The sequence below is a fragment of the Comamonas avium genome (genome assembly GCF_014836675.1).
GTDB lineage: Bacteria > Pseudomonadota > Gammaproteobacteria > Burkholderiales > Burkholderiaceae_C > Comamonas > Comamonas avium.
Map to the genome: position 1 here is coordinate 20,807 of NZ_JACSQK010000009.1, position 21,658 is coordinate 42,464.

Genomic DNA, 21,658 nt, shown 5'->3' on the forward strand with positions numbered 1-21,658 from the left:
AAAGTGATTTATGCAACAACGCCATAGTGGTTTTAGAAAAGCAATAGATAAGGGGTTTTTTAGCTACTTAGGAGAAAAAATGATAAAAATGAATAAAAAAATGATTAATCTTATAAATAAAACAAACCATGCAGGCAGTCAATTGCCTAAAGAGTTAGAAGATTTGATTGACCAAGGATTTGTTGAGGAGGATGGGTGTTTTTTCATTTTTTCTCAGTTTGAGAAAATGACAAATGCTAGTAAATCTAATTTTCAGGATAAAACAGGGCACGAATGTTTTATTAACTCAATACATATAGATGATTTTGTAAAAAAAGATTATATTATTAATTCTCTTTTGTTTGTGAATTCAATTTTTTGTAAACTTCCTGCAGATAAAAATAAAATTAAAGCGATAGTTGTCGCAGATGATGCTGGGGCTTTGGTGAAAATACATTCCATCCGCGAAGGAGAATTCTGGATTGATGATAATCTTGATGAATATGCAGATGCTGTTTTCACAGCGGAATTTATTGATATATTTGAAATATCAAAAATCATAGAGAGCCGGTCGCGGATCTGAAGCGCACCGCCTGTTGCGCAAACAAATTTTATAATTCACAGTTCGTGCCTTGTGGTCGGCCTTGCCAGCAATGAGGCCCAGTACCAGTAATTAATGCATGCTTCAACGCTGCACTGTCGTCTTTGCTAAAACCGCTTAGACCAGAGATATTATTCGGTAAGTGACTAAGTAGGCCAACGATTCTGACAGCAGCGCCATGAAAGATGTGGTCTTAAAACTAGGGTGAAATCCGTTAGAGGCATGAGCGAAACAGAAACCTTTATTCGAGATCGGTGGTCAGAGGTGGCGTTAATTCCTTCCGCCCCATTCGTAATGGCTGAGCTATTGTCGCCAGAGGTATGGAAGGCAATTTCTATTTTCTAAAGGGCTTTAAATGAAGCGAATCCTGAAAATAAATTCCGTGCTCTGGATGTCCATTTTATTGACAGGTTGCGGCATTGGTCTGGGACTTTTCCCGTATGCGGTAAACCATAATATAAAACCTTATTTGCAGTATTGGGAGAAAGAAGGTGTAACTTCAAGCGCCAGGCAGAGCGACTCTCGGGAATGTGGCTCTACTCTCTTGCCCAGTGCACCGCATCAAGATGATATTACTTTTATTTCAAAAGACACGAAACATGATGACGCGGCTTATGATCGTGCAAGACTTGTGTGGCAGCGCTGCATGATTAACAAGGGGTATCGCTATAACGGTGATTGCAGTAGCGATTATGCAAAAAGTCGCCCTGCATGCGGTGCTCCATAAAGATGACACGCATAAATTTATAATAACTCGTGTCAGATTATAGTTTCTGTTTTTTTCTACCCAGAGCGCGCTATTTACGGCAACGTCATCACCGTGGGGGCCATTCCTTTGGCGGCACCTTTTGCCGCAGCTGAAGGGTTGCCGCCGGCTGTATGGCAGGCCATTTCAATTTTATTAAAGGGGGCGAGATGATGCGTCGGATAGTTTGTACGGTAGCAGCGGCCTTATTGCTTTCTGGCTGTCTTCTTGAAAGCGTTGGGCCAGTGAATAGGAATGAAAAACATTTTAGTGCGGACTGGGTCAAGGAAGGGATGACGAGGGAGGGCAGGCAGGCAGCTTGGGTCGAGTGCGGAGGTGCTGCAAGTGGACGCTATGGCTATGAAATTCAGAATGGCCAATCACACAAAGATTTTTTTGAAGGTCTTAATGCTCACGTGACACAAATAAACGCATGCATGAAAAAGCTTGGCTATACACATCTGAACGATTGCGATGCCCGCTGTTTCTAAGCTTGTGATTTTTATGCGGTGAGCAAGAGTGGCTGGGAGGCGCTGTTTGTGGTGCCAAAGCACGGCACCAAAGTATTGGTGATGAAGAAGAGCTTGCAGGCCGTGGGCCTTGAGCAATGACGGTTTGCTGCTGGCTGCGACTGGAGCGAGCGAATGCGGTCACTGGCGAAATATTCGGCTCGAAACGCTGATCGAGTTTCCGTCGGGATCTTTTGTATTGGCAAATGCGTAGCCATTTGCTTGGTGAACAGCGCCAAAAGCTAGGCCACCAAGCATGGCGGAATCAACGAATGCCTGGACATCAGAAACTGAAAATGACAGCTTGATGGCCGCTGAGCCAAGCTTCAGGCTCTTGGCGGCCTTGTGGATCAAAATGTCAGCGCCCCCGGAAGACGGGTGAAGTTCGATCAATCCTTCGTTAATCTCGCCGCTCGTTTCGTAACCAAAATGGGTGCTGTAAAACTGCGCGCTGCGGTGCATGTCCTTGGCATAGATGATGATGGTGCTGAGCCGGATGTTCATTGAGGCCACGATGTATGGTTGGCAGACGAAGTTATTTTTTGAAGTCGCTTGTGGCGCGGCTGTGCGTACGCGGCCATTGGCCGCCATGCGCCGTTTGTGATTGCAGCAACACGGCCTTAAACAGTCCTTGCGAGGGCATTGAGCGATTGTGGCGTTGACTGGTTCAAGCCGAGAGTGCATCCAAAAGGGTCCAGGAGGATTGCTGCCTTTGCGCCAAAGCTGGTGGTGATGGGGCCACGATATAAGACGGCACCTTTTAGTTCAAGCTCCCTGATGGTTGCTGGCAAATTTGCGACCTCCCAGTAGATCGTTGTACCACCGGGCCCACCGGGACACTTGCTGTCCAATGGGTGAAAGCCGAGCAGGCATCCCGGTGCCTGAATGAATGCGTATTGGGCGTTTTCGCGTTGAACCTCTGTTTGAAACAGGTCGGCATACCAGGAAGCCGCTATGTCAATGTCGGGGACAAATAAAACAACAGATTCAAGTTGCTTGAACAGCATCGGACTCCAGAAACAATGGCAACGAGCAAGCTGGCACTGTAGTCCAGATTGCCTGCCGCTGGCTGATGGGTTGCGCGCACCGATCGATCTCGATGCGCCTTTCGTAGCAGTTAGATAACCCCCAAGCCATGGCTGTGAAATTTTGTCCATGCTGGCAACTGGCCGAGCCGCTGGCGCCCATTGCTTGCCCCGATTGCTTGTGGCTAGGCGTCACCACCGAGTCGTTCTGCCCGATAGAAGTGATGGAGCGCACTTGTCGTCAGCAAGCAGCGCTTGGGTAGATCGGTGCGCTCGTAAAGTGCAAGCAAGCGGCGGCGATTGGGCGGTGTGACGACGGCGATGTGGTGCAGCATTTTCCACTTCACCGTATCGCGTCCCCCAGCGAGTGCACCTGGCCTGTCTTGCTCGAACCATGTACGACGCAAATAGCGCCACAGGCTGGTGGTCGTCGGGGTATCCAGCAGGATGAGCCCGGTTGCACGGGCCAGGCGCTGCGGCAGCGTTCGGCTGTAGTTGCCATCCATCACCCACTGCTCTTGCGCTATTGCCGCGTCATGCAGGTGAACGAACTCTTGTGCAGGCCGGGGAATCCAGTCTGTATGTGGCGTGTGAAAAAGCTGGTCCAGATGTATCGCGGGTAAATCGCGTTTACCAGCGATCGCTTCAGCAAGCGTGGACTTTCCGCTGTTTGACGGCCCCAGAATGCAGATGCGTGGGCCCAGCTCATCTAAAGTTGTCATAAAGTCAGGTGGCAATGTCTGCTTTTGGCCGTGCTGCCGTGCTGCCGTCTGCAACCGGCGCCAAGGCCCGCCTTGGTGGGGGCTTCGGGTCATCGGGCGGCTGCTGTATCAAGCATGCGGCATGCATGCATCTTGGCGTATGCAGCACTGTCGTGCTTACCAACGGCAGTTGGCCTCGCCCATCAACTCAGTTTATGCCGAGTCTTGAGCAGGCTCAGGCCCAGCGCAATGAAAGTGCCGCCTACGATGCGGTTGAACAGCTTTGCGCGCGCGACCACATGGCCTTTGATCACTGAGATGAGTGCCACATAGAAGGCATGCGAGATCAGCGCGCAAATGGCAAATGTCGTGGTCAGCAGCAAGTATTGCGTGAGCAGTGGTGCGCCGGGCACGATGAACTGCGGAAACAAGGCGGAGAAGAAAAGGATTGACTTGGGATTGGTCAGCGAAACAGTCAGCCCCTGCGCAGCCAGTTGCCAGTTTTTGCGCTCACGACGCTCTGAGGGCGCAAGGCCTTCTTCGCTGCTGAACAGACCGTCCTTGCTGCGCCAGCGTTTGACGCCCAGCCAAATCAGATACATCGCACCGGCTACCTTCATCACAAGGAACGCATTCGCGGACAAGCTGAGTATGGTCCCCATGCCGATCATCGCCAGTGCGGAGATGACGAAAATACCAGCCGAGCTGCCCAGCGAACTGAATGCGGTCCGCCTAGCCCCAACGTCCACCGAGTTTGAAATCGCCAGCAGCACTGCAGGGCCAGGCGTGAAACACATCAACAACGAGACGCCGCAGAAAAGGAGCCAGTGGGTGATTGTCATGATGGGGGCGAATTTAGTTGCCTTAAACAGTAAATATTCTCGTTCAGTCAAGGCATTCAAAAAATGCTTGCCCCTAATACCCTGCCGAGATTGGATGGCAGTTTTGGCTCTGAGCCGCGCACACCCCCTTGCTGCGTCGTTGCAATGTCGTAGCGCAGTACTGCTGTACTGCCTGCGGCTTTGCGCCTTGTCTCAAACGCAAACCTTCGGTTTGCGCAGTTGTGTTAGCCGCTCTTAGAAGTTTTGCCGCTAACGAGGGCGAGCAGGGCAGGGGCTACAGGGCAATGACTCGGGCTTGTCCTGTCAAGATGGGGCGGCACAGGATTTTGTAGCCATCGGCATCAAACCCCGCAGCTACCTTGGCCAGCTTGCGCGCTGCCTGTCTGGTGTCTGCGCTGCCCAGATAGCACCAGTTGCGCACCACGTGGATCTGCTGCATGTCTTCGCAGGTTTCTTCAAGACCAATGGCGCCAGGGTAGGGCCAGGTGGCCACACGCAAAGTCTCCAGCGCGCTGACCAGGCGCTGGGCATGATCGGCTTCGCTTTCGCGGCCACAGCACACGCCGTTGCACTGGTTGAGCATGGCTCTGAAGCAGGCGCGGCCTTTGGGGAGTTTTTCTAAACCGAGAGCGGCGTAGCAAAGCTGGTGCATGTCGGCCAGATCGCGCAAGCCCTGCAGCGCACTGGTGCGGCTGCCAAACAGGCCATAAAGATCAGGCTCCACCGCAAAGTCCATGTCGCGTGAATAGACGACCTCGGGCTTGCCTTCGCTCAGGCGCAATGCGCACAGCTGGCGATTGCGGCGAAGCTTCTGGTTGTAAAGGGGTTGCAGCTGTTTGATGAGCTGGGCTTCCAGCAGCAGCGCGCCAATTTCTCCAGCCGTGCGGATGTAGCTGATGCGTGCAGCCTGGCGCAGCATGCGGGCTTCGTCAGCATTGCGCATGTGGGAAAGCAGCCGGGAGCGCAGATTGACGCTCTTGCCTATGTACAGGGGCAGGGTGCCTTCGGCGGCATGAAAAATGTACACACCGGGCTTTGCAGGCATGTCCAGCAGCGAGGCGCGCAGGTGCTCCGGGTATTCGTAGATGCGAGCCTCGTCAAACTCGGGCCTTCTGCGTGCGGGCATGTGCATGATTACTTGCTGAAGCGTTTGATGCAGGAGGTGACTACGCCCCAGATTTCGATGGCGTACTCGTCCTTGAGAACGATGTCGGGGCAGCTGGGGTCGCCCGCCTTGAGGTGGGTGACACCGTCCGCCTGGTACAGATACTTCACTGTGAACTCGCTGTCCACGATAGCCACCACGATGTGGCCATGGCGCGCTTGAATGGCGCGATCCACCACGATCAGATCGCCATCAACCATACCGTATTCCTGCATCGAGGGGCCAGCCACGCGCAAAAGGCAGGTGCTCTGCGGGTGCTCAACCAGCAGGGCAGAGATATCGAGCTGCTTGCCGCTGAAGTCTTGTGCAGTAGAGGGGGTGATGCCCCGGTGCACCGCACAGTCCAGCAATGACAAGGTGATGGAGGAGGCGGTGATGGGCACGGGCATGCCGGCCAAAAGACGATTGCTGTACATGCATACAGTGTACAGCGATGCTGATATTTGACTTGTAACGCAAGCCTGATGCCGGGCATCTTGTTGGTGGTTTCGGCCAGAAGTGGCCTTGCAGTCATTGATTTGGTGTACCCATCAAAGACCTGGATCAAGGTTTAAAGGTTTGTCTAAACACTGCCACATCTAATTTGCCTGCCAGGTTGCAAGCTCCTACAGTTTCAGGCGAGCCAGGCATGCCTGTCGCTTGTCTTCTAAGAGCCGCTAACACCACCTCTGATACGTCGTTGTTTCGCCTTGTCGTACGCCTGTACTGCCTACGGCTTCACGTCTCGTCTCCGTCGCAAATCTGCAATTTGCTAGGTGGTGTTAGCCGCTTTAAATCTAGGTAGCCCAAGTTATGTCGCTTAAACATTTATTCAGGCTTATTTCTGCAATCAGTTTTTCGCTGACAAGTATTGGCACCATGGCACAAAGCTTGTCACTTACGAGTGAAAACTACATGCAGGACGGAGCAAACAAGGGGGTTGTTCTGCTTTCTGTTCGTTGGGACAGAAAGTGGAAATGTGCCGGTTTTGAGAACGCCCAGCTTCGATTGCTGGGCTTCGATTTCTTTCCGTCCACGCGGCCTGTCGATGATGAAGGCGCTGATCTTTTGCTCGACGATGCGCCATTGTTATTGACCAAACCTCGATTTGATGACTATGCGTTCTTGGTCGAACCTGGGCAATACGCGTTGAGTAAGCTGCACATCAAAGTTGCAAGATCAGTCAGAGATGTCGGGATAGCCAAAGTTGGCCGAGAAACTCTGCTGCAAGAGGGCGCTTCCGTTGGGGGCACATTTAACGTTGACGCTGGAGAGGTCGTCTACATTGGCCACTTCTCTATTGATTGCTTCCAGGAACCAAGCCTGTGGCGCGTCTATCTTAAGGATAGAGAGAGCTTCAATGAGTATTTGGCCGATCAAAAGAAGAAAGTGCCAGAGCTCGATACCAGCAAAGCCAGCTTCAGACTATTCAAATCGAGTTACTTTGGCCGCGACTTTGAGCTTGAGTAGCCCTGTGGCTGACCTTTCGCTCAAGCGGGGCCAGCTTTCGGCATTTCCCTTGCCTTCCGCGTTAGCGAATGTGTGCAGTGGGTTGATTTGCGCCTGCCGCAGTCCGGCCATAAGCAGTCGGCCACCAACTTTGCCTGGCGCAATGCTCCAGGCCGGTTGCAGTCGATCAACTCAATATGGTCAATGACTGCTGCCACCCAGAGCAGTCATTGCAATGAAACTTCCTTGCAGATCCGCGTCACGCCTCAAAGCTGTCACTCGTCCCGCGTCAGGCCAAGCGTCAGCTTTTGCATGCGTTGAAGTGGTGCTATCGACCCTAAACAGCCATTCGATTTCGGCATACAGTGCACCAACTTATTGCGCCCTCTTGTTGTTAGTAATTTTCAAAATTGCACGCGCATCATTTGACCCGAATCGGCCTCATGCCTTGCGGGCAGCAAAGCAAATAACTCAGCCATGCAGCGTGCTTCTTCTGCAGGGCTGCGGCCAAAAAAACGTTTGAATTCGCGGCTGAACTGGGACTGGCTCTCATAGCCCACGCGGGCCGCCGCTGCGGCCGCGGTTTGTCTGTCGCGGATCATCATCAAGCGGGCATGGTGTAAGCGGATCGACTTGATGTATTGGATGGGTGAGGTGCGTGTCACCGACTTGAAATGATTGTGGAATGCCGCCACGCTCAAACCGGCGTCATGCGCCAGATCTCCGACATTCAGCGGCTGTGAATAGTGGGCATGGATGCGCCTAAGCACTCGCGCAATTCGCCCGAAATACCCTTGAAGGCTCAAGGCAGATCGAAGTGCTACGCCTTGTTCACCGAGCAAGACCCGAAAGTACATCTCTCGCACGATAGATGGGGCCAGCACCTTGGCCTCCAAAGGCGATGCCAAGGCTTCAAGCAGTCGCAGGGTAACCTGTTGCAGATGGTGATCGAGCGGTGTTGACACAATGCCGACGGGCGGCATAAGGTGCGGCGCACCTTCCCCGGCCAGCGCGATAAGAAGCTCTGCCAATAAAGTCATATCAAGACGAATGGAAACCGCCAGCATGGGCTTTTCGGCAGTGGCGTCAGTTTCAGACGAGAAAGGCAATGGAACCGAGAGTACAAGGTAATGCTGCGCGTCATACAGATAAACCTGCCCATCGAGGTAGCCACGCTTGGTTCCGTGGCAGACGATAACGATGCTTGGTTCGTACAGCACAGGTGTACGTGCAACGGGCTGATTGCAGCGTAGAAAACGCACCCCTTCGAGCCGTGATTGTGTATAGCCCTCCAGAGGGGCTAGATAGCGCAGTAAATCGCCCATGCGCTGTTCGCATTCAGCAGGCGTCATGACGTACTCCATCTTGAAAAAAGGCCTTCATCGTATCCAAGTCTCGTGCGTACATCATCAAAACATAGGGACTGGAAATAGGATTAGGCAAGTATGGCAGAGCATTGCATCTGCTCTTTTGCATAGCTTCTCCATAGCATCGAAAGACCGAAATTTCATGCGACATAAAGGAGAAAAGCTATGTCAATTCATAACCAAAAAGTCATTCTGATAACAGGTGCAAGCAGCGGTATCGGTGAAGCTACAGCCAAAGTGCTGGCTCAGACAGGTCACGCCGTCATGTTGGGTGCGCGCCGCATCGAACGGCTGCAGACCTTGGCTCGCGCCATCACCGACACTGGTGGTACAGCGCGGTTCCAAAGTTTGGACGTCAGCTCGCGCGAAGACGTTCAGCGTTTTGTGAGCGAGGCGTTGTCTACTTTTGGGCGTATCGACGTGATGATCAACAATGCTGGCGTCATGCCACTGTCCCCTATGATTTCCCTCAAGCTCGATGAGTGGGAGCGCATGATCGATGTGAACATCAAAGGCGTTCTATATGGCGTTGCCGCAGTGTTGCCCGCAATGAACGAGCAGGGATATGGACAGATAATCAATGTGTCCTCCATCGGGGGCTTGAGTGTTGTGCCCACAGCAGCCGTCTATTGCGCCACTAAGTACGCTGTGCGTGCTATCTCGGACGGCTTGCGGCAAGAGAACGACAAGCTGCGCGTCACATGCGTATATCCAGGTGTGGTGGAGTCGGAATTGGCCAACTCTATTACCGATGTGGCTGCAGCACAGGCGATGCAAAGTTACAGAAAGATTGCGCTCAAGCCTGAGGCTATCGCAAATGCCATCGCACATGTGATTTCGCAGCCCGCCGATGTGGATACAAGCGAGATTGTGGTGCGACCTACAGCTTGTTTGTAGCTTGTCGCTTAGCAATTGGAATGACGCTTGATAGTGCGCACCTTTCAGGTGCCAGTCTTAACTGGTAGAGCGCCGTTAAATGGCTGCTTATGGCCGGGGGCGGTAGTTCAAAGACACGCCAGTTAGCAGCCGTTCGTCTGAGAATTTATAGAGTTGAAGCACGGCCAGTGCATCGACTTTCTGGCCAATTAAGCGCATTTTTGTTCCCCCTCAACTTGATGGGAGAACATCATGGAATCCGTAGCCAACGCCATCCATCGCGAGCCGTGGAACAAGGGAAAAATTGTGGGGCAGAAGGCTCCGTTCAAGGTCAAAGACATTTGGGCGCTTCGTGTACGTCTGCAGATGGAGCACCGAATCCGCGAACTTGCGCTTTTCAACCTAGGCATCGACAGCAAATTGCGGGGCTGTGACCTCGTGGCATTGAAGGTCAGGGACGTATGCCACGGTGATCAGTTGGCGACACGCGCAATCGTCATGCAACATAAAACTCAGCGCCCTGTGCAGTTTGAAATCACATCAACGACACAGGATGCCCTGCAAGCGTGGATCAAGCATGCAGGACTGAAATCCGATAGCTTTTTGTTCCCCAGTCGGATTCACAACTCCCCTCATCTGGGAACACGCCAATATGCCCGTATCCTGGGACATTGGGTGGAGGAATTGGGTCTGGAGCGGGCCAGCTACGGCACCCATTCGATGCGACGAACCAAGGCTACTCTAATCTATCGACGAACCAAGAACCTGCGCGCCGTTCAGCTGCTGCTTGGGCATTCCAAGCTGGAGTCGACCGTCCGATATCTCGGCATAGAGGTTGACGATACGTTGGAGATTTCCGAGCAAACCGAAATCTGAGCCAGGCTTACGGTCGTGCTGTCTTTGTCAGGGACCAAGCGGCACGACTTGAACGGCTGCTTTACGGCGAAGGCCCTGAATGACACACTCGGCCATCAACAGTCATGCAGAGGTTAGATGCGATGTTTGTCTGTGGAGCAATTTGCGTCAATTCGCGTGTTCAGCGCCGCTCCCACTGCTGATAAATCCAAATACCTACCTGGTAGTCAAGCCAGGTTGCCGTAAAGTTAGCCGGGCGTTATTCATGAGGAAATGCAGCAATGAATGTCTCTAACGGAGTTCTGGTTTTTGCTGTGCTTGGGGCCCTTTTGACGATCTCCAGTGGGGCATCTGCTCAAGCACCTTCCGCAATTGCTGACTTGGTCGGCGCGCGCGCAAGCTCTGGTGAAACACAACTGGAGGCCAGGGGGTATCAGTTCATCAAAGGCAATACTGTGCGAGGCGAGAAGTGGACTTTCTGGTGGAGTGCTGAGCAGCGTCAGTGCGTGCAGGTCGCAACTTTGGACGGACGCTATAGCGCCATCCAGGCTGTTCCCGCAGCGAACTGTGGTCAGGTTGGTGAGCAAGGGCCTGTGACTGCATTTGGTCGGCAGGACGAAGCGCGCAATGAGCAAAGCACCACCCTGACGCTCATTTGCTACGGTGAGGGCAGCAAGCCTTCCGTGGAGGCTCACTCGGGCTATCGGTGGAATTCAAGGCGAGACCGCTATGAACCCATCAATGAGATCACCAACGGAGTACAGGGCTTCGATTCGGAAGTTCAGGTTGAAATCACTGGTCAGCGCGGACGCATTCATCTCACGGGAAAGCTCATTGCCCCCATTCATTCCGGTGGCAACAACAACTGGTGGAACCTGGACGAACTCCAGGTGAATAGTGATCGCATAACTGCAAGGTATGCCATGAACGGGCTCAACAAGCCCAAGGTCGATATCGATAGGCGCAGTGGGCGAATTCACATTGACGGCATCGAGCACTTCAAGGGCGAGTGCGATGAAGGTAACTGGGCTGACAGCGGCCACCGGTTCTGACCATCAGTCCCCACGGATTCAAGTATGGTTTGAGCTACATCGCTCTGTTTATGGGCCAATATCCAATAATTAATCATAAAAAAAGGAGCTCGGTTGAGCTCCTTTTTTACGACACCAGCAATTAATCAATTGCAGGCGTATAAGTACCTTGCGCGATTGCTTCTTTAATACGATTCGCTTCGCTCAGAACAAGGGTAAGCAAGTTCTTTACGTTGTCTAAGGTCGCAACCGGGCTTAGGGTGGTCATTTTCAGGGATTGAACTTGACCAACTTTAGTCACTCCAATATTTGCTTCACCACGTGCAAATAATTCATCGGCTACGTTCTGGTTGAGCGTATCTAGAAGTTCTGTTGGGTAGCCTTCAGGGATCACACGGAACAATACCGATGCAAACTGAGGATCAACCAGCATTTCTAAACCGTCAGTTGCTGCAATGTAGTCAGCAACTTCACGAGTTAAAGTAACACCGTGGTCAATCATCGAGCCATACAGATCTTCACCCAATGCTTCAATAGTCATCCAAAGTTTCAGCGCATCAAAACGGCGCGTGGTTTGTAATGACTTCGATACCAGATTGGGCACACCATGCTCTTCGTCATAAGCGGAGTTTAAATACTCTGCTTCGTAGTGCATGAAACGATAGTTCGCTTCGTCTTTTAACAAGAAGGCGCCACAAGAGATGCTCTGGAAGTAATGCTTGTGGAAATCAAGCGTGATGGAGTCGGAAAGCTCAATGCCAGCCAACATATCACGGTGATGATTGGACAGAATTAAAGCACCACCCCATGCTGCATCAATATGCATCCATGCGCCATATTTGTTGCTGATATCACGTACTTGACGCAGTGGATCAATGGCGCCCGCATCGGTTGTGCCCGCAGTTGCAACCACACACGCAACAATCTTGCCTTCAGCCTGAAGGCGAGCCATGGTGCTGTCAAGTGCTTGCATGTCCATGCGTGCGTTGGCATCAACAGGAACAGTCACGACCGATTGGAAGCCCATACCCATCATGGCCATGTTCTTTTGCACAGAGAAGTGTGTATTTTCAGAACAGATGACTTTTACGTTGCGCATTGCGTCCGCAGGCACGCCGTCACGCTGAACTGACCACGGATTGCCGTTTTCGTCTTTCCAGTTTTTAGCAATACATGCATCACGAGCAAGAAGCACACCCATCAGGTTCGACTGTGTTCCACCAGAAGTGAACACACCGGCTTGACCTGCTGCATAGCCCACTTTTTGACGTAACCAGTCAATCAGCTGCACTTCCATCAATGAACCAGCAGGGCTTTGATCCCATGAGTCCATAGATTGGTTGGTGGCGTTAATCAGCACTTCTGCAATCTGGCTTGTGACCATCGTTGGGCAGTGCAAATGCGCGAGTGAGTGCGGATGATGCACTTTCAAGCTCTTGTTGAGGAATAACTCAACCATGCGCTCTAAAGATTTTTCAACGCCCAGACCTTCTTTGGAAGGATTAAAAGCAATTGCACTGCGCAGCTCTTTGATGCTGCCACCCGTGTACATCTTGTCGTTTTGTAACCATGCTGCAACGGCTTTCGTTGCTTGATCCATTGCCGACGTGTAGTCAGCAATGGATGCAGCATCATTACAGAGCAACGCTTTACGGTGTTCTGCAAAATCAACCATGAGTTATGCGCCTCGAACTGCAACAAGTGCTTGAGCAACCGATTTCTTAAAGCGTGCGATGACTTCTTCGCATTCTGCTTGCGTGATAATCAGTGGGCACAGTAAACGGATTACTGTACCGTTACGGCCACCTTTTTCTAACAACAATTTGTTGTTAAAACATGCAGTCTGAATGGCTGCTGCAAGTCGAGAATCTGCAGGAAGTGAACCCATATGGTCTGCTGCTTGGCGCTCATCTACAATTTCCACGCCAATCATTAAGCCACGGCCACGCACGTTACCAATACATGGGAACTGAGCCGCCATTTTTTTAATTTCAGCTTGCAAGAAGTCGCCACGCTCTTGTGAATTTTTCGCAAGATTTTCTTCTTTGATGGTTTTGAGCGTTGCAAGACCAGTACCCATTGCCAATTGGTTGCCACGGAAAGTGCCTGTGTGACCTGCTGGCTGCCAGACATCAAACTTGCGCTTGATACCGAGCACTGCAAGTGGCAGGCTACCGCCTACGGCTTTAGACATCACCACAATATCTGGCTCGATGCCCGCATGTTCGAATGCAAACATTTTTCCCGAACGCGCAAAGCCTGCTTGAACTTCGTCAAGAATCAGCACAATGTCGTGCTTTTCAGTGACCTCGCGAATTTTCTTCAACCATTTCGCAGGCGCAGTCACCACGCCGCCTTCACCTTGAATGGCTTCCAGGATGACAGCAGCTGGTTTCGTTACACCACTTTCTACGTCTTCAATGAAGTTTTCGAAGAAGTAAGTCAAAGCATTCACACCCGCTTCACCGCCGAGACCCAGTGGGCAGCGGTATTCGTGCGGGTAGGGCATGAACTGCACGCCTGGCATTAAACCGTTCACTGCATTTTTAGCCGACAGGTTACCTGTCATTGCCAGTGAGCCATGCGTCATGCCATGGTAGCCACCCGAGAAGCTGATCACTGTGCTGCGACCTGTATATGTCTTTGCAAGCTTAATTGCAGCTTCTGTTCCGTCTGCGCCAGATGGGCCGCAGAACTGCAGGCAATACTCTTCTTTCCCACCGGGCAACTGCTCAAGCAATGCTTCAGTAAACGCATCTTTTAAAGGTGTCGTTATGTCTAAAGTATGTAATGGCAGACCACTTGCAACCGTATCTTGAATACTCTGAATAACCGCAGGATGGTTATGACCCAATGCTAAGGTACCTGCTCCAGCTAAACAATCAAGGTAATCAGTACCTTCAACATCGGTAACCCAACATCCTTGCGCTTTGGCGATTGCTAACGGTAGTTTGCGCGGATAACTACGTACGTTAGATTCCATCTGACTTTGGCGAGTCAAATAGTATTTGTTAGTGGGGGTGGAAACTGGATTTACTGGAATAACGCTCATATCGAATTACCATCTCTGATATGGGTAGAAGAAATAAGTCGGGGAGCTTGTGATCTTTGACTCGGTGCTTTATATCTAGTCAGACTGTCTTGTTGGTCATAACTAGGTGCGCGATGATACCTAATGACACCTCACAAACCCTCGGTCTGGGCCATAGACCAGCGGTTTCGTACGGTAGATGGAGCGCAAGACCGGTCCACGTAATGCCCTGAAGCGGCGTCGTAGCGATGAATCGAGCAGTGGTTTGTAGATAGTTCGCGGGCCGCAGACTGCGCTGACTGCTGTTCAGCGGAACGCAGGCCCGGGGATCTACTGACGTGGTGCCTGGGATATGTGCTGTCTGGCTTGAAGTGGCAGCTTGCCTGGTGAACATGATTTTTTGTTCAAGGCAGGATGGCTTCACCCGCAGGCACATCATGAGCGGCAGCAACGGGTTTGTCAGTAACTACTGAAACCGCAGCAAATCAGTAAAAAGCCTTCTTTCGAGGGCTTTGCTATTTCTCGATGCTATTTCTCGAACTGGGTCACCCTTGGGGCCACTGTTGTTCGCCTTCATCTTCATCAAAGAAGGCAGGAGGCAGCGTGACTTCATCACCATCGAGGCCTCGAATTCTTGCGGCAATGTCTGCAGGAATGGGCGCATCAAAGGAAACTAGATAGCCATAAATCAGATCGTCATCACCAGCCATCTCTTCCACGCTGGGCTCCAGAGAGATGTATTCTTCATAAGTGATGCCCAGAAAGCGGGCCACTTTCTGATCGTTTTCACGGTCCATCTGCTCTTCCAGTTGCCCATTGCTCATGACGGCTCCTTAGATGCAAGGTTGTGGAAAATAAATCCTAGCAGAACAATGTTTCAGCTATCAACCCACTCGCAGGGCATTGTTTCAAAAGACTTCCGTATGAATCTCTTTCAAACGGCCATCGCGGTCACCTGTCTGGCAATTACTGGCTGCACGAGCAGCCCCAGCGCGCCCCAGCCGTCAGTCGAGACACCCGAGTGCATGCAGTACCGATCCATGATGACCGCGCCGATGCCACCGGATGCCATCGAGAGGCTACAACAGAGGTGCCAGGCATCGCGGCATCAGTAGGTGCCGTGTGCAGCAACAAAAAGCCATCTTTTGAGGGCTTTTTTGTTGAATACAAAGCCCATAAATTTTCTCGGTTCAGCCATGGTTTTCGCTTCCGAACGAGGCTGCTGATAACGGCGTTGTCTACCGGTAGCCATAAATCAAAATTGAGCCATTAGACTTTTCGTAGGGTTGCCGAAGCGATTGCAATGCAAACTCCAGATCGGTCTGGCAATCGATAACGACTTTAGGGAGCAGCTGGGCAGCATGTCGAACATATCTTGGGCGGATTCGAATCCATTCAATCGAAAACAATGGATGAATTCCTTCGGTCCAATCACCAAGATAGCTAACGTCAGAATCAAAGGTTTCTGGCTCGGGCACTAACTGAAGCACATCCTTTCGCTGGTAAGGCGGAGGAAATGGAAGTCTTGCAATTTCGGCAATGAGTTTTCGCCATTTGGTGTCATTCATATACGAGCCCAGCCCCCGGTTTGTCAGGGCCTCTCGAACATCAAGCCTGTGTTTGTCTGAGTCATACATGGGAAGGCCTAACGCTGAAGCTGAGCCGCGAGCGACTGGTTAGCCCTCATGGCGCTCAATATGGGTGACTCTTGGAGATTGAGCATCCATGAACATGAAGCACCGCCCAAACAATGCCTTCTTTCCGAAGTCGTCAAACACGTTGTGCCCAAGCGAGCTGATCAAGACTTCCGAAGTGGCAAGGGCGCGTTGATGCTGCTTGTCAATCTCTGCCCAGTTCTGGTCGACAACATCTGACAGCACGAGGCTGGCCACGTCATGGTTGTACTGGATGAGGATATTGCCGTCCTTCATATTCATTGGGTTCATGTCGGGGTGGGCATGAAAGACCCTGTGCAGGGCCAGTTCGGCATGCTTAGTGGCTTCGCCATCAGAAAGGCCTTCTGGAAGTATTGCAGCTGTTCCGTGTTCAAAGACTGCGAAGTCGCGCGCTCCGTTTGTGTAAAAGCGCAAGCGCTCAACGATGCGCTCCAGCGGCTGAATGATTTGCGGGCGCCAGTCCGGAACCGGCGGCAATTGCCTGGGTTGCTCGGGCGGCGGCTGTTTCTTGCTGAATAGGCCGAACAAGGCAGATTTCTCCTGAGGGCTAACTAGGTGGAGACGACACTCCACGCAGGCGTGTCGTTCGAGTAAAAAATTTGATTGCGGCAATGATAGTGAACAGGGCGGCACTGTCTTTTTAGATCAGCCTGAAAAATTCAAGATCGCAGTTTGTGATGTGCACAGGTAAGCAATGGTAGGCTGTCGTGTTCTGGGCGGGTGAGGCTGGCGCTGGTCGATGGATGCCCACTGGCTGCGTCACACGAGTAATTTGGCGGCGATATATTTCAGAGCACCCTGGAACAGCCAGTGCCATTGATCATTTGGCTGTTGTGACAATGGATACCAAAAGAACTTGAAGTCATGCCCACCATCGTCGCTAGTGCGATGACTCCAAGATTGAGGTGGGCAATCTACTTCACATAGATGAAATGCCCATATTTGGTTCGCGTAGCCAGAAGTCCAAATTCCCAAGTCTGCGGAGACATTTGACGCAATCAGTCCACTTTCTTCGCGTAATTCACGCAGTGCAGCATCTCTGGAACTTTCGCCAGACTCAATCGTCCCCTTGACAAGTTGCAGACCTGCAAGTGGGTGCTCAAAAGCTAATATTTCGATAGCGCCTTGGCCTCGAATGACTACTGGACAGGCCTTGCCTGGGTGTAATGGAGTTTCCGGTTTCATGGCACTATTTTCATCTGCGCCGATGGCTGCTTCTGGCAGTAAGAAGGCCATCACCGAACACGCAAATTTCTGCCGATGGACCCCGCGATTAAGTGAGTCGATGCTGACCTTGATGCTAGTTTGTCCCCGACTATGGCGAAGCAAATCTACGACGGAGCACGTGCGCAAGCACGCCGCTTTTTGGCTGTACCTGACTGATGAGGTGTAGCGCTCGTGGCTTGATTGCAGTTTGCAGGTTTGCCACAAAGGGGGGGGCTTGATTTGAGCAAACTTGATTGCAGGATTCCCGCAATGGACTGCCTCAGTCGGGTAGACATCCCCCGGCTATCCTTGAATCACCTGCAACGAGCTCATGCTCGACCAGAGCTGCCATCACTGCTAAGCATGCTGTGCTCCACGCGCCTGCGCTACCGTGGGCAGTAGGCGGCGCTGCTGCAATTGGCCGAACCATTTGCGGAACATATCCTCGGTGTCCATGCAGGCATGAAAGCCCGCCTGGCGGATCTTTACCGAGCTCATGATCACCGGTGGCAGAGGGCCGGTTTTTCCATGGTTCATCTGAAAGTCGGCATATGCCGCGCCCTGGCCGATAAAGGCGGTCAGATCACGTGGCACTGCCAGCCGGTACTTGTCCACCAAGCGCTCCCAAGCGGGCTGCTGATTGGCCAGCGCGGTAGCCACCGAGTGGGGCTCAGGCTCGCCCATAGGGATGCCCAGTGCGTCTGCGATGGTGGGCCAGACGTTTTGCCATACGAACACGTCGCCGTTTTCTAGGTTGAAGGTCTCGTTGCGTGCGTTGGGCGACTCGGCGGCCCAGGCGCAGGCCTGGGCAATCAGGTCAGCGTCGACAGCCTGGTTCACGCGCGCCGGGCCTCCGGGATAGGCCAGCGGCAGGCCCTGCTCGTGACGCAGCCATGCATATACGCCGATGGCTGGGATGGGATTCATGTTGCTACCCGCTGCGTCGCCGAACACGATGCGCGGGCGCATGATGGTGAAGTGCCATTGGCGCTTGGCTTGGCGCTCGCGCAGGAAGTCTTCCTGCAGCCAGTAGAAGTTCTCGTGTGGGTCGCGCGGCCAGTGTTCGCGTGCGGGCACAGCTAGCTGTGGGTGGATATGCACGCCGTAGGCCTTGCCGCCCTGCATGATGGTTACGTGGCGCAGCGGGCCGCCGTGGCGGTCCAGCGGCTCGACCACGTTGCGCAGCATTTGGAGGTTGATGCCCATCTGCTCCTGGTCACGCCAACCGCCGACCAGCCCGCCGGGCTGTTCGTACACGGCGGCATAGACCACATGGGTGATGTCGTCCCGCGCACCCAGCACAGCCTGGCAGGCTGCCGAGTCTTGCAAGTCTAGCTGTAGCGCGGATGCGCCCACTGGCAGGTCGATGGCACGGCGTGCCACACCCACGGCGTGCCAGCCGGGCAGGGCAGCGAAGTGACGGAGGCAGGCTTGGCCTACGACGCCTGTGGCGCCCACAATGAGTACTGTGTTCGTCATTTTTTCACCATGGAGCACTTAGACTGCGACAGCGGCAGGAACGCCTTGTCGCCGGGCACTGTGGCCATGAGCTTGTAGTAGTCCCAGGGGTATTTGGACTCATCCTGCGACTTGACCTCGAACAGGTACATGTCATGCACCATGCGACCGTCTTCGCGGATGCGGCCATTCTTGGCGAAGAAGTCGTTGATGGGGGTGGACTTCATCTTGGCCATGACCTGCGCCGTTTCGTCGGTCTTGCTGGCCTGCACGGCCTTCAGGTAGTGCATGGTTGAGGAATAGGCGCCCGCCTGACTCATGTTGGGCATTTTTTTCATTTTTTCGAAGTAGCGCTTGGACCAGGCACGCGTCTCATCGTTCATGTCCCAGTAAAAGCCTTCGGTGAGCATCAGACCGCCAGCCGTGCGCAGGCCTATGGCATGAATATCGTTGATGTACATGAGCAGACCTGCCAATGTCTGCTTGTTCTTGCCCGTGGTCAGGCCGAACTCGCGCGCTGCCTTGATGGTGTTCACAGTGTCACTACCCGCGTTGGCCAGCCCAACGACCTGGGCCTTGCTGCTCTGAGCACTCAGCAGGAATGAGGCGAAGTCCGTCGCGCCAATGGGGTGTTTTGCGGCCCCCAGCACTTTGCCACCCTGGGCCGTCACCACGGCGCTGGCCTGCTCTTGCAGGCTGTGGCCGAAGGCGTAGTCAGCCGTGACAAAAAACCAGTCCTTGCCGCCACGTTGCGTGATGGCGCTGGCCGTCACGTTGGCCAGCGCATAGGTGTCGTAGACATAGTGCACGGTGCTGGGCATGCACAGGTCGTTGGTCAGGCGGTCAAGGCCGGGTCCATTGAAGATGATTACCTTCTGTTTTTGTTTGGCAATTTCGAGCACCGCGAGCGCGGGGGCGGAGACGGCTACATCCATGATGGCGTCTACCTTGCCAGTGTCGAACCATTCGCGCGCCTTGCTGGAGGCGATGTCGGCCTTGTTTTGGTGATCTGCCACCACCAGTTCGATTTTCTTGCCCAGTACCTGGCCGCCGAAGTCGTCAATGGCCATCTGGATAGCTGCGGCGCTGCCAGGCCCGGTGATGTCGGCAAAGGGGCCATTCAGGTCGGTCAGGATGCCCAGGCGCACCAGGTCGTCAGAAATTTTCATATCCTGGGCGGTAGCGGCGGCCGTGGCAGCCAGCAGTGCGAGACTAGTGCACAGCGCGCGGCAGGCGCGACTCAGGGGAGTGTGGCGGTTCATGGTTGTCTCCTTCGTTGGTGTGTCTACTGGGAATCAAAGGGTGGCAATGGGTGTCACCGGCGAGCCCAATGCGCCCGGCAGGCGTAGAGGTGGCGCGGTGAGCAGAAAGCGGGTGCGTCCGAGAGCGTGCAGGTGGTCGGCCAACTCCTTCAGGTACCACAGCTCGCCCAAAGGTAGGCCCAGCTTGAACAGACAGTGCTCGTGCAGCGGCAGTACGGGGTAGAGGGCGCCGTCCTCGGGTACGCGCCGAGGCGGGTGGCGCTCCACGGCATAGTTGTCGGCAATGAGCGCTGCGATGCCGCTGTCTGTGATCCACTGCAGCAGCTTGTCGTCGCCTCCGTCCAGTGCTGCGCAGCTGTGGTGCAGAAGGTGCGCATCGGGCTGGCGCTGCATGGACAGCACCAGCTCGGCAAAGCCGGTGCGCAGCAGAAGCATGTCGCCGGGCTCTACGCTGGCACCGCTGCACTCCATGGCATGCATGAGTTCGTCGTAGCCGATGTCGCGAAAGTCGGTGCCGTAGATACGTTCCAGGTCAACCAGCACTCCGCGCCCCTGCATGCCCTTCACGGCCAGGTGCTCCACGCCCAGTGCGCTTGCTACGCTTTCGTCTGGCGCGCGGCCAGTGCAACATACGGGCTGGTAGCGCGCCGCCGCACCATCACTATTGCGTGCAGGAATGCCATGATCCTGCGGGCCCAGGATGTGCTCGTGACCGCGGTAGCCGTTGTAGTACGTGGTGCGCAACTGGCCGTTGCCGTCGGAGTCGAACAGTGCCCCCACATGCGCCAGCGAGTCCCATTGCGTGGAGTACTGCAGCGACAGCAGCACCTGATCGTCGCTGACGACGTCGGTGGCGCCAGGGTACACATGGCCCAGCGGATAGTTGACGTACGGAACGCCTTCGCGCCGTGTCGGGCGCAACTGCGGTGGTAGTCGCCGCGCGTTCAGTGCATTGCCGCCGGGGTAGTCCAGCGGTAGCGACAGGCACAGGCTGATCCCCTCGCGTACTTCCAGAGCGCCTTTGCGTACCTGCACAGGTCCGATCAGGTTGGCGCGCCCCAACTGGTCATCGGGCCCGAAATCACCCCAGTTGGAGCCGGCGGGGCGTTGTCTCCATCGCATATTGGTGTCTCCAGCGCCGCGGGTGGGGGCGGCTTGGAGGCAATGGTGTTGGCGCAGATGACAGCACGTCAATCAAGATTTAAAAAGTTTTGCTGGATGAAATCATCGCTCGGGGAAACCCTGTTGTTCGATTTTCATGACGCTCAAGGTGGTTTTACCGAGCAAAAACCGGGTCGTGCCTGGATGTATGGACTGAGTGATGTGGTTGGGCATCAGCGCTCACCCGCGCTAGACCCACCAAGTCTGGCCGCAGGGAGGGCACAGCCAAGCTGTCACTATCAATAGCGCTGTAGTTAACCAGTGCCAGAGCGCGTGTTGAGCCACACAAATTGTGTCGCTGCAGGCCAAGCCAGCGGCGGTGCTGCTGTCGGTGGCACACAGCACCGTTGCTTTTCAAACGTAGCACGGGAAAGCGATCCAAGTAAGAACCTTGCGGAGCAGCTTGCGTGCCTTGGGCCAGGTAGGGCGTCCAACGCTGCAGCAGCGACCAGGATGCTGGCGGCGTATCTCTTTGGTTCTCGCAAGCAGGTTGTTGTGCCACTCCATGTATCTCTCACTCAGTCACGCCAGACCCTGAACTCAGTGTGCGTTCTTTCAATGCACAAGGTGTGACCCAGCATGGGAAGCGATCAGTCAGCTGGTGTTGCTGGGGTACAGCGTTTTGGCGTCGTGCATTTACCAGACGCAGGTTTGTGCACGTCGCCAGCAGTGGGCGCTGCACGCACATGCAGTGGCTGTGAACCAGCACGAACAGCTAGCAGTTCGGGTGCATTTACTGC

Annotated in this window: 23 protein-coding genes; 7 read left to right on the forward strand and 16 right to left on the reverse strand. The window is 53.8% G+C overall.

All coding sequences use genetic code 11. From position 1 onward, the window contains the following. Window positions 1–10 precede the first annotated feature (10 nt). From H9646_RS16335 to H9646_RS16345, 3 genes are all read left to right on the forward strand, one after another. The gene (locus H9646_RS16335; RefSeq protein WP_191724458.1) at window positions 11–562 is read left to right on the forward strand and encodes a hypothetical protein; all 552 of its coding nucleotides are present in this window, start codon (window positions 11–13) and stop codon (window positions 560–562) included. Between the two features lie 373 nt (window positions 563–935). Next, the gene (locus H9646_RS16340; protein ID WP_191724459.1) at window positions 936–1,307 is read left to right on the forward strand and encodes a hypothetical protein; all 372 of its coding nucleotides are present in this window, start codon (window positions 936–938) and stop codon (window positions 1,305–1,307) included. Between the two features lie 152 nt (window positions 1,308–1,459). Further along, window positions 1,460–1,816 carry a hypothetical protein gene (locus tag H9646_RS16345; RefSeq protein WP_191724460.1) on the forward strand — a complete coding sequence of 119 codons (357 nt, stop codon included), beginning with the start codon at window positions 1,460–1,462 and terminating at the stop codon, window positions 1,814–1,816. Window positions 1,817–1,975: 159 nt separating this feature from the next. Here the strand turns inward: H9646_RS16345 and H9646_RS16350 are convergent, their stop codons facing one another. From H9646_RS16350 to H9646_RS16375, 6 genes are all read right to left on the reverse strand, one after another. Then, on the reverse strand, window positions 1,976–2,338 hold the full coding sequence (locus tag H9646_RS16350; protein ID WP_191724461.1) for a VOC family protein: 363 nt from the start codon (window positions 2,336–2,338) through the stop codon (window positions 1,976–1,978). A 116-nt stretch (window positions 2,339–2,454) separates the two neighbouring features. Continuing rightward, on the reverse strand, window positions 2,455–2,841 hold the full coding sequence (locus H9646_RS16355) for a VOC family protein (protein ID WP_191724462.1): 387 nt from the start codon (window positions 2,839–2,841) through the stop codon (window positions 2,455–2,457). Between the two features lie 203 nt (window positions 2,842–3,044). Then, the gene (locus H9646_RS16360) at window positions 3,045–3,581 is read right to left on the reverse strand and encodes a P-loop NTPase family protein (protein WP_191724463.1); all 537 of its coding nucleotides are present in this window, start codon (window positions 3,579–3,581) and stop codon (window positions 3,045–3,047) included. A gap of 182 nt (window positions 3,582–3,763) precedes the next feature. Further along, window positions 3,764–4,402 (reverse strand): LysE family translocator, encoded by a 639-nt coding sequence (locus H9646_RS16365; protein ID WP_191724574.1) that lies wholly within the window; start codon window positions 4,400–4,402, stop codon window positions 3,764–3,766. Window positions 4,403–4,676: 274 nt separating this feature from the next. Next, entirely contained in the window at window positions 4,677–5,528 is an 852-nt protein-coding gene (cho, locus tag H9646_RS16370; protein ID WP_225214273.1) for an excinuclease Cho, read from the reverse strand. A gap of 8 nt (window positions 5,529–5,536) precedes the next feature. Further along, window positions 5,537–5,983: a LexA family protein gene (locus tag H9646_RS16375; protein WP_225214274.1), complete on the reverse strand. Its 447-nt coding sequence runs from the start codon at window positions 5,981–5,983 to the stop codon at window positions 5,537–5,539. 376 nt (window positions 5,984–6,359) lie between these two features. On the opposite strand from H9646_RS16375, the gene H9646_RS16380 reads away from it, so the two are divergent. After that, the gene (locus tag H9646_RS16380) at window positions 6,360–7,016 is read left to right on the forward strand and encodes a hypothetical protein (protein ID WP_191724465.1); all 657 of its coding nucleotides are present in this window, start codon (window positions 6,360–6,362) and stop codon (window positions 7,014–7,016) included. Window positions 7,017–7,399: 383 nt separating this feature from the next. Here H9646_RS16380 and H9646_RS16385 read toward each other — a convergent pair whose 3' ends face one another. After that, window positions 7,400–8,347: an AraC family transcriptional regulator gene (locus H9646_RS16385; RefSeq protein ID WP_225214275.1), complete on the reverse strand. Its 948-nt coding sequence runs from the start codon at window positions 8,345–8,347 to the stop codon at window positions 7,400–7,402. A gap of 180 nt (window positions 8,348–8,527) precedes the next feature. Between H9646_RS16385 and H9646_RS16390 the strand changes: the two genes are divergently transcribed. The 3 genes from H9646_RS16390 to H9646_RS16400 all read left to right on the forward strand — a co-directional run bounded on the left by H9646_RS16390 (window position 8,528) and on the right by H9646_RS16400 (window position 11,145). Beyond that, on the forward strand, window positions 8,528–9,259 hold the full coding sequence (locus tag H9646_RS16390; protein WP_191724466.1) for an SDR family oxidoreductase: 732 nt from the start codon (window positions 8,528–8,530) through the stop codon (window positions 9,257–9,259). Window positions 9,260–9,490: 231 nt separating this feature from the next. Next, window positions 9,491–10,114: a tyrosine-type recombinase/integrase gene (locus H9646_RS16395; protein ID WP_191724467.1), complete on the forward strand. Its 624-nt coding sequence runs from the start codon at window positions 9,491–9,493 to the stop codon at window positions 10,112–10,114. Window positions 10,115–10,374: 260 nt separating this feature from the next. Then, window positions 10,375–11,145, forward strand: coding sequence for a hypothetical protein (locus H9646_RS16400; RefSeq protein ID WP_191724468.1), 771 nt, complete (start codon window positions 10,375–10,377; stop codon window positions 11,143–11,145). Between the two features lie 121 nt (window positions 11,146–11,266). On the opposite strand, the gene H9646_RS16405 is transcribed toward H9646_RS16400, so the two are convergent. From H9646_RS16405 to H9646_RS16445, 9 genes are all read right to left on the reverse strand, one after another. Continuing rightward, complete coding sequence (locus tag H9646_RS16405) at window positions 11,267–12,799, reverse strand: pyridoxal phosphate-dependent decarboxylase family protein (protein ID WP_191724469.1); 1,533 nt, start codon at window positions 12,797–12,799, stop codon at window positions 11,267–11,269. 3 nt (window positions 12,800–12,802) lie between these two features. Next, complete coding sequence (locus H9646_RS16410; RefSeq protein ID WP_191724470.1) at window positions 12,803–14,176, reverse strand: diaminobutyrate--2-oxoglutarate transaminase; 1,374 nt, start codon at window positions 14,174–14,176, stop codon at window positions 12,803–12,805. 524 nt (window positions 14,177–14,700) lie between these two features. Beyond that, on the reverse strand, window positions 14,701–14,979 hold the full coding sequence (locus H9646_RS16415) for a hypothetical protein (protein WP_191724471.1): 279 nt from the start codon (window positions 14,977–14,979) through the stop codon (window positions 14,701–14,703). Between the two features lie 414 nt (window positions 14,980–15,393). After that, window positions 15,394–15,792 carry a DUF6678 family protein gene (locus tag H9646_RS16420; protein WP_191724472.1) on the reverse strand — a complete coding sequence of 133 codons (399 nt, stop codon included), beginning with the start codon at window positions 15,790–15,792 and terminating at the stop codon, window positions 15,394–15,396. Window positions 15,793–15,831: 39 nt separating this feature from the next. Continuing rightward, window positions 15,832–16,359, reverse strand: coding sequence for a hypothetical protein (locus H9646_RS16425; RefSeq protein WP_191724473.1), 528 nt, complete (start codon window positions 16,357–16,359; stop codon window positions 15,832–15,834). 231 nt (window positions 16,360–16,590) lie between these two features. Further along, complete coding sequence (locus H9646_RS16430; RefSeq protein ID WP_225214277.1) at window positions 16,591–17,067, reverse strand: NUDIX hydrolase; 477 nt, start codon at window positions 17,065–17,067, stop codon at window positions 16,591–16,593. A gap of 327 nt (window positions 17,068–17,394) precedes the next feature. Further along, on the reverse strand, window positions 17,395–18,516 hold the full coding sequence (locus H9646_RS16435; RefSeq protein WP_191724474.1) for an SDR family oxidoreductase: 1,122 nt from the start codon (window positions 18,514–18,516) through the stop codon (window positions 17,395–17,397). Further along, the gene (locus H9646_RS16440) at window positions 18,513–19,757 is read right to left on the reverse strand and encodes an ABC transporter substrate-binding protein (protein ID WP_191724475.1); all 1,245 of its coding nucleotides are present in this window, start codon (window positions 19,755–19,757) and stop codon (window positions 18,513–18,515) included. Before H9646_RS16440 ends, H9646_RS16435 begins: the two co-directional genes overlap by 4 nt. 33 nt (window positions 19,758–19,790) lie before the next feature. Further along, the gene (locus H9646_RS16445) at window positions 19,791–20,879 is read right to left on the reverse strand and encodes a cyclase family protein (protein ID WP_191724476.1); all 1,089 of its coding nucleotides are present in this window, start codon (window positions 20,877–20,879) and stop codon (window positions 19,791–19,793) included. Window positions 20,880–21,658: the final 779 nt, after the last annotated feature.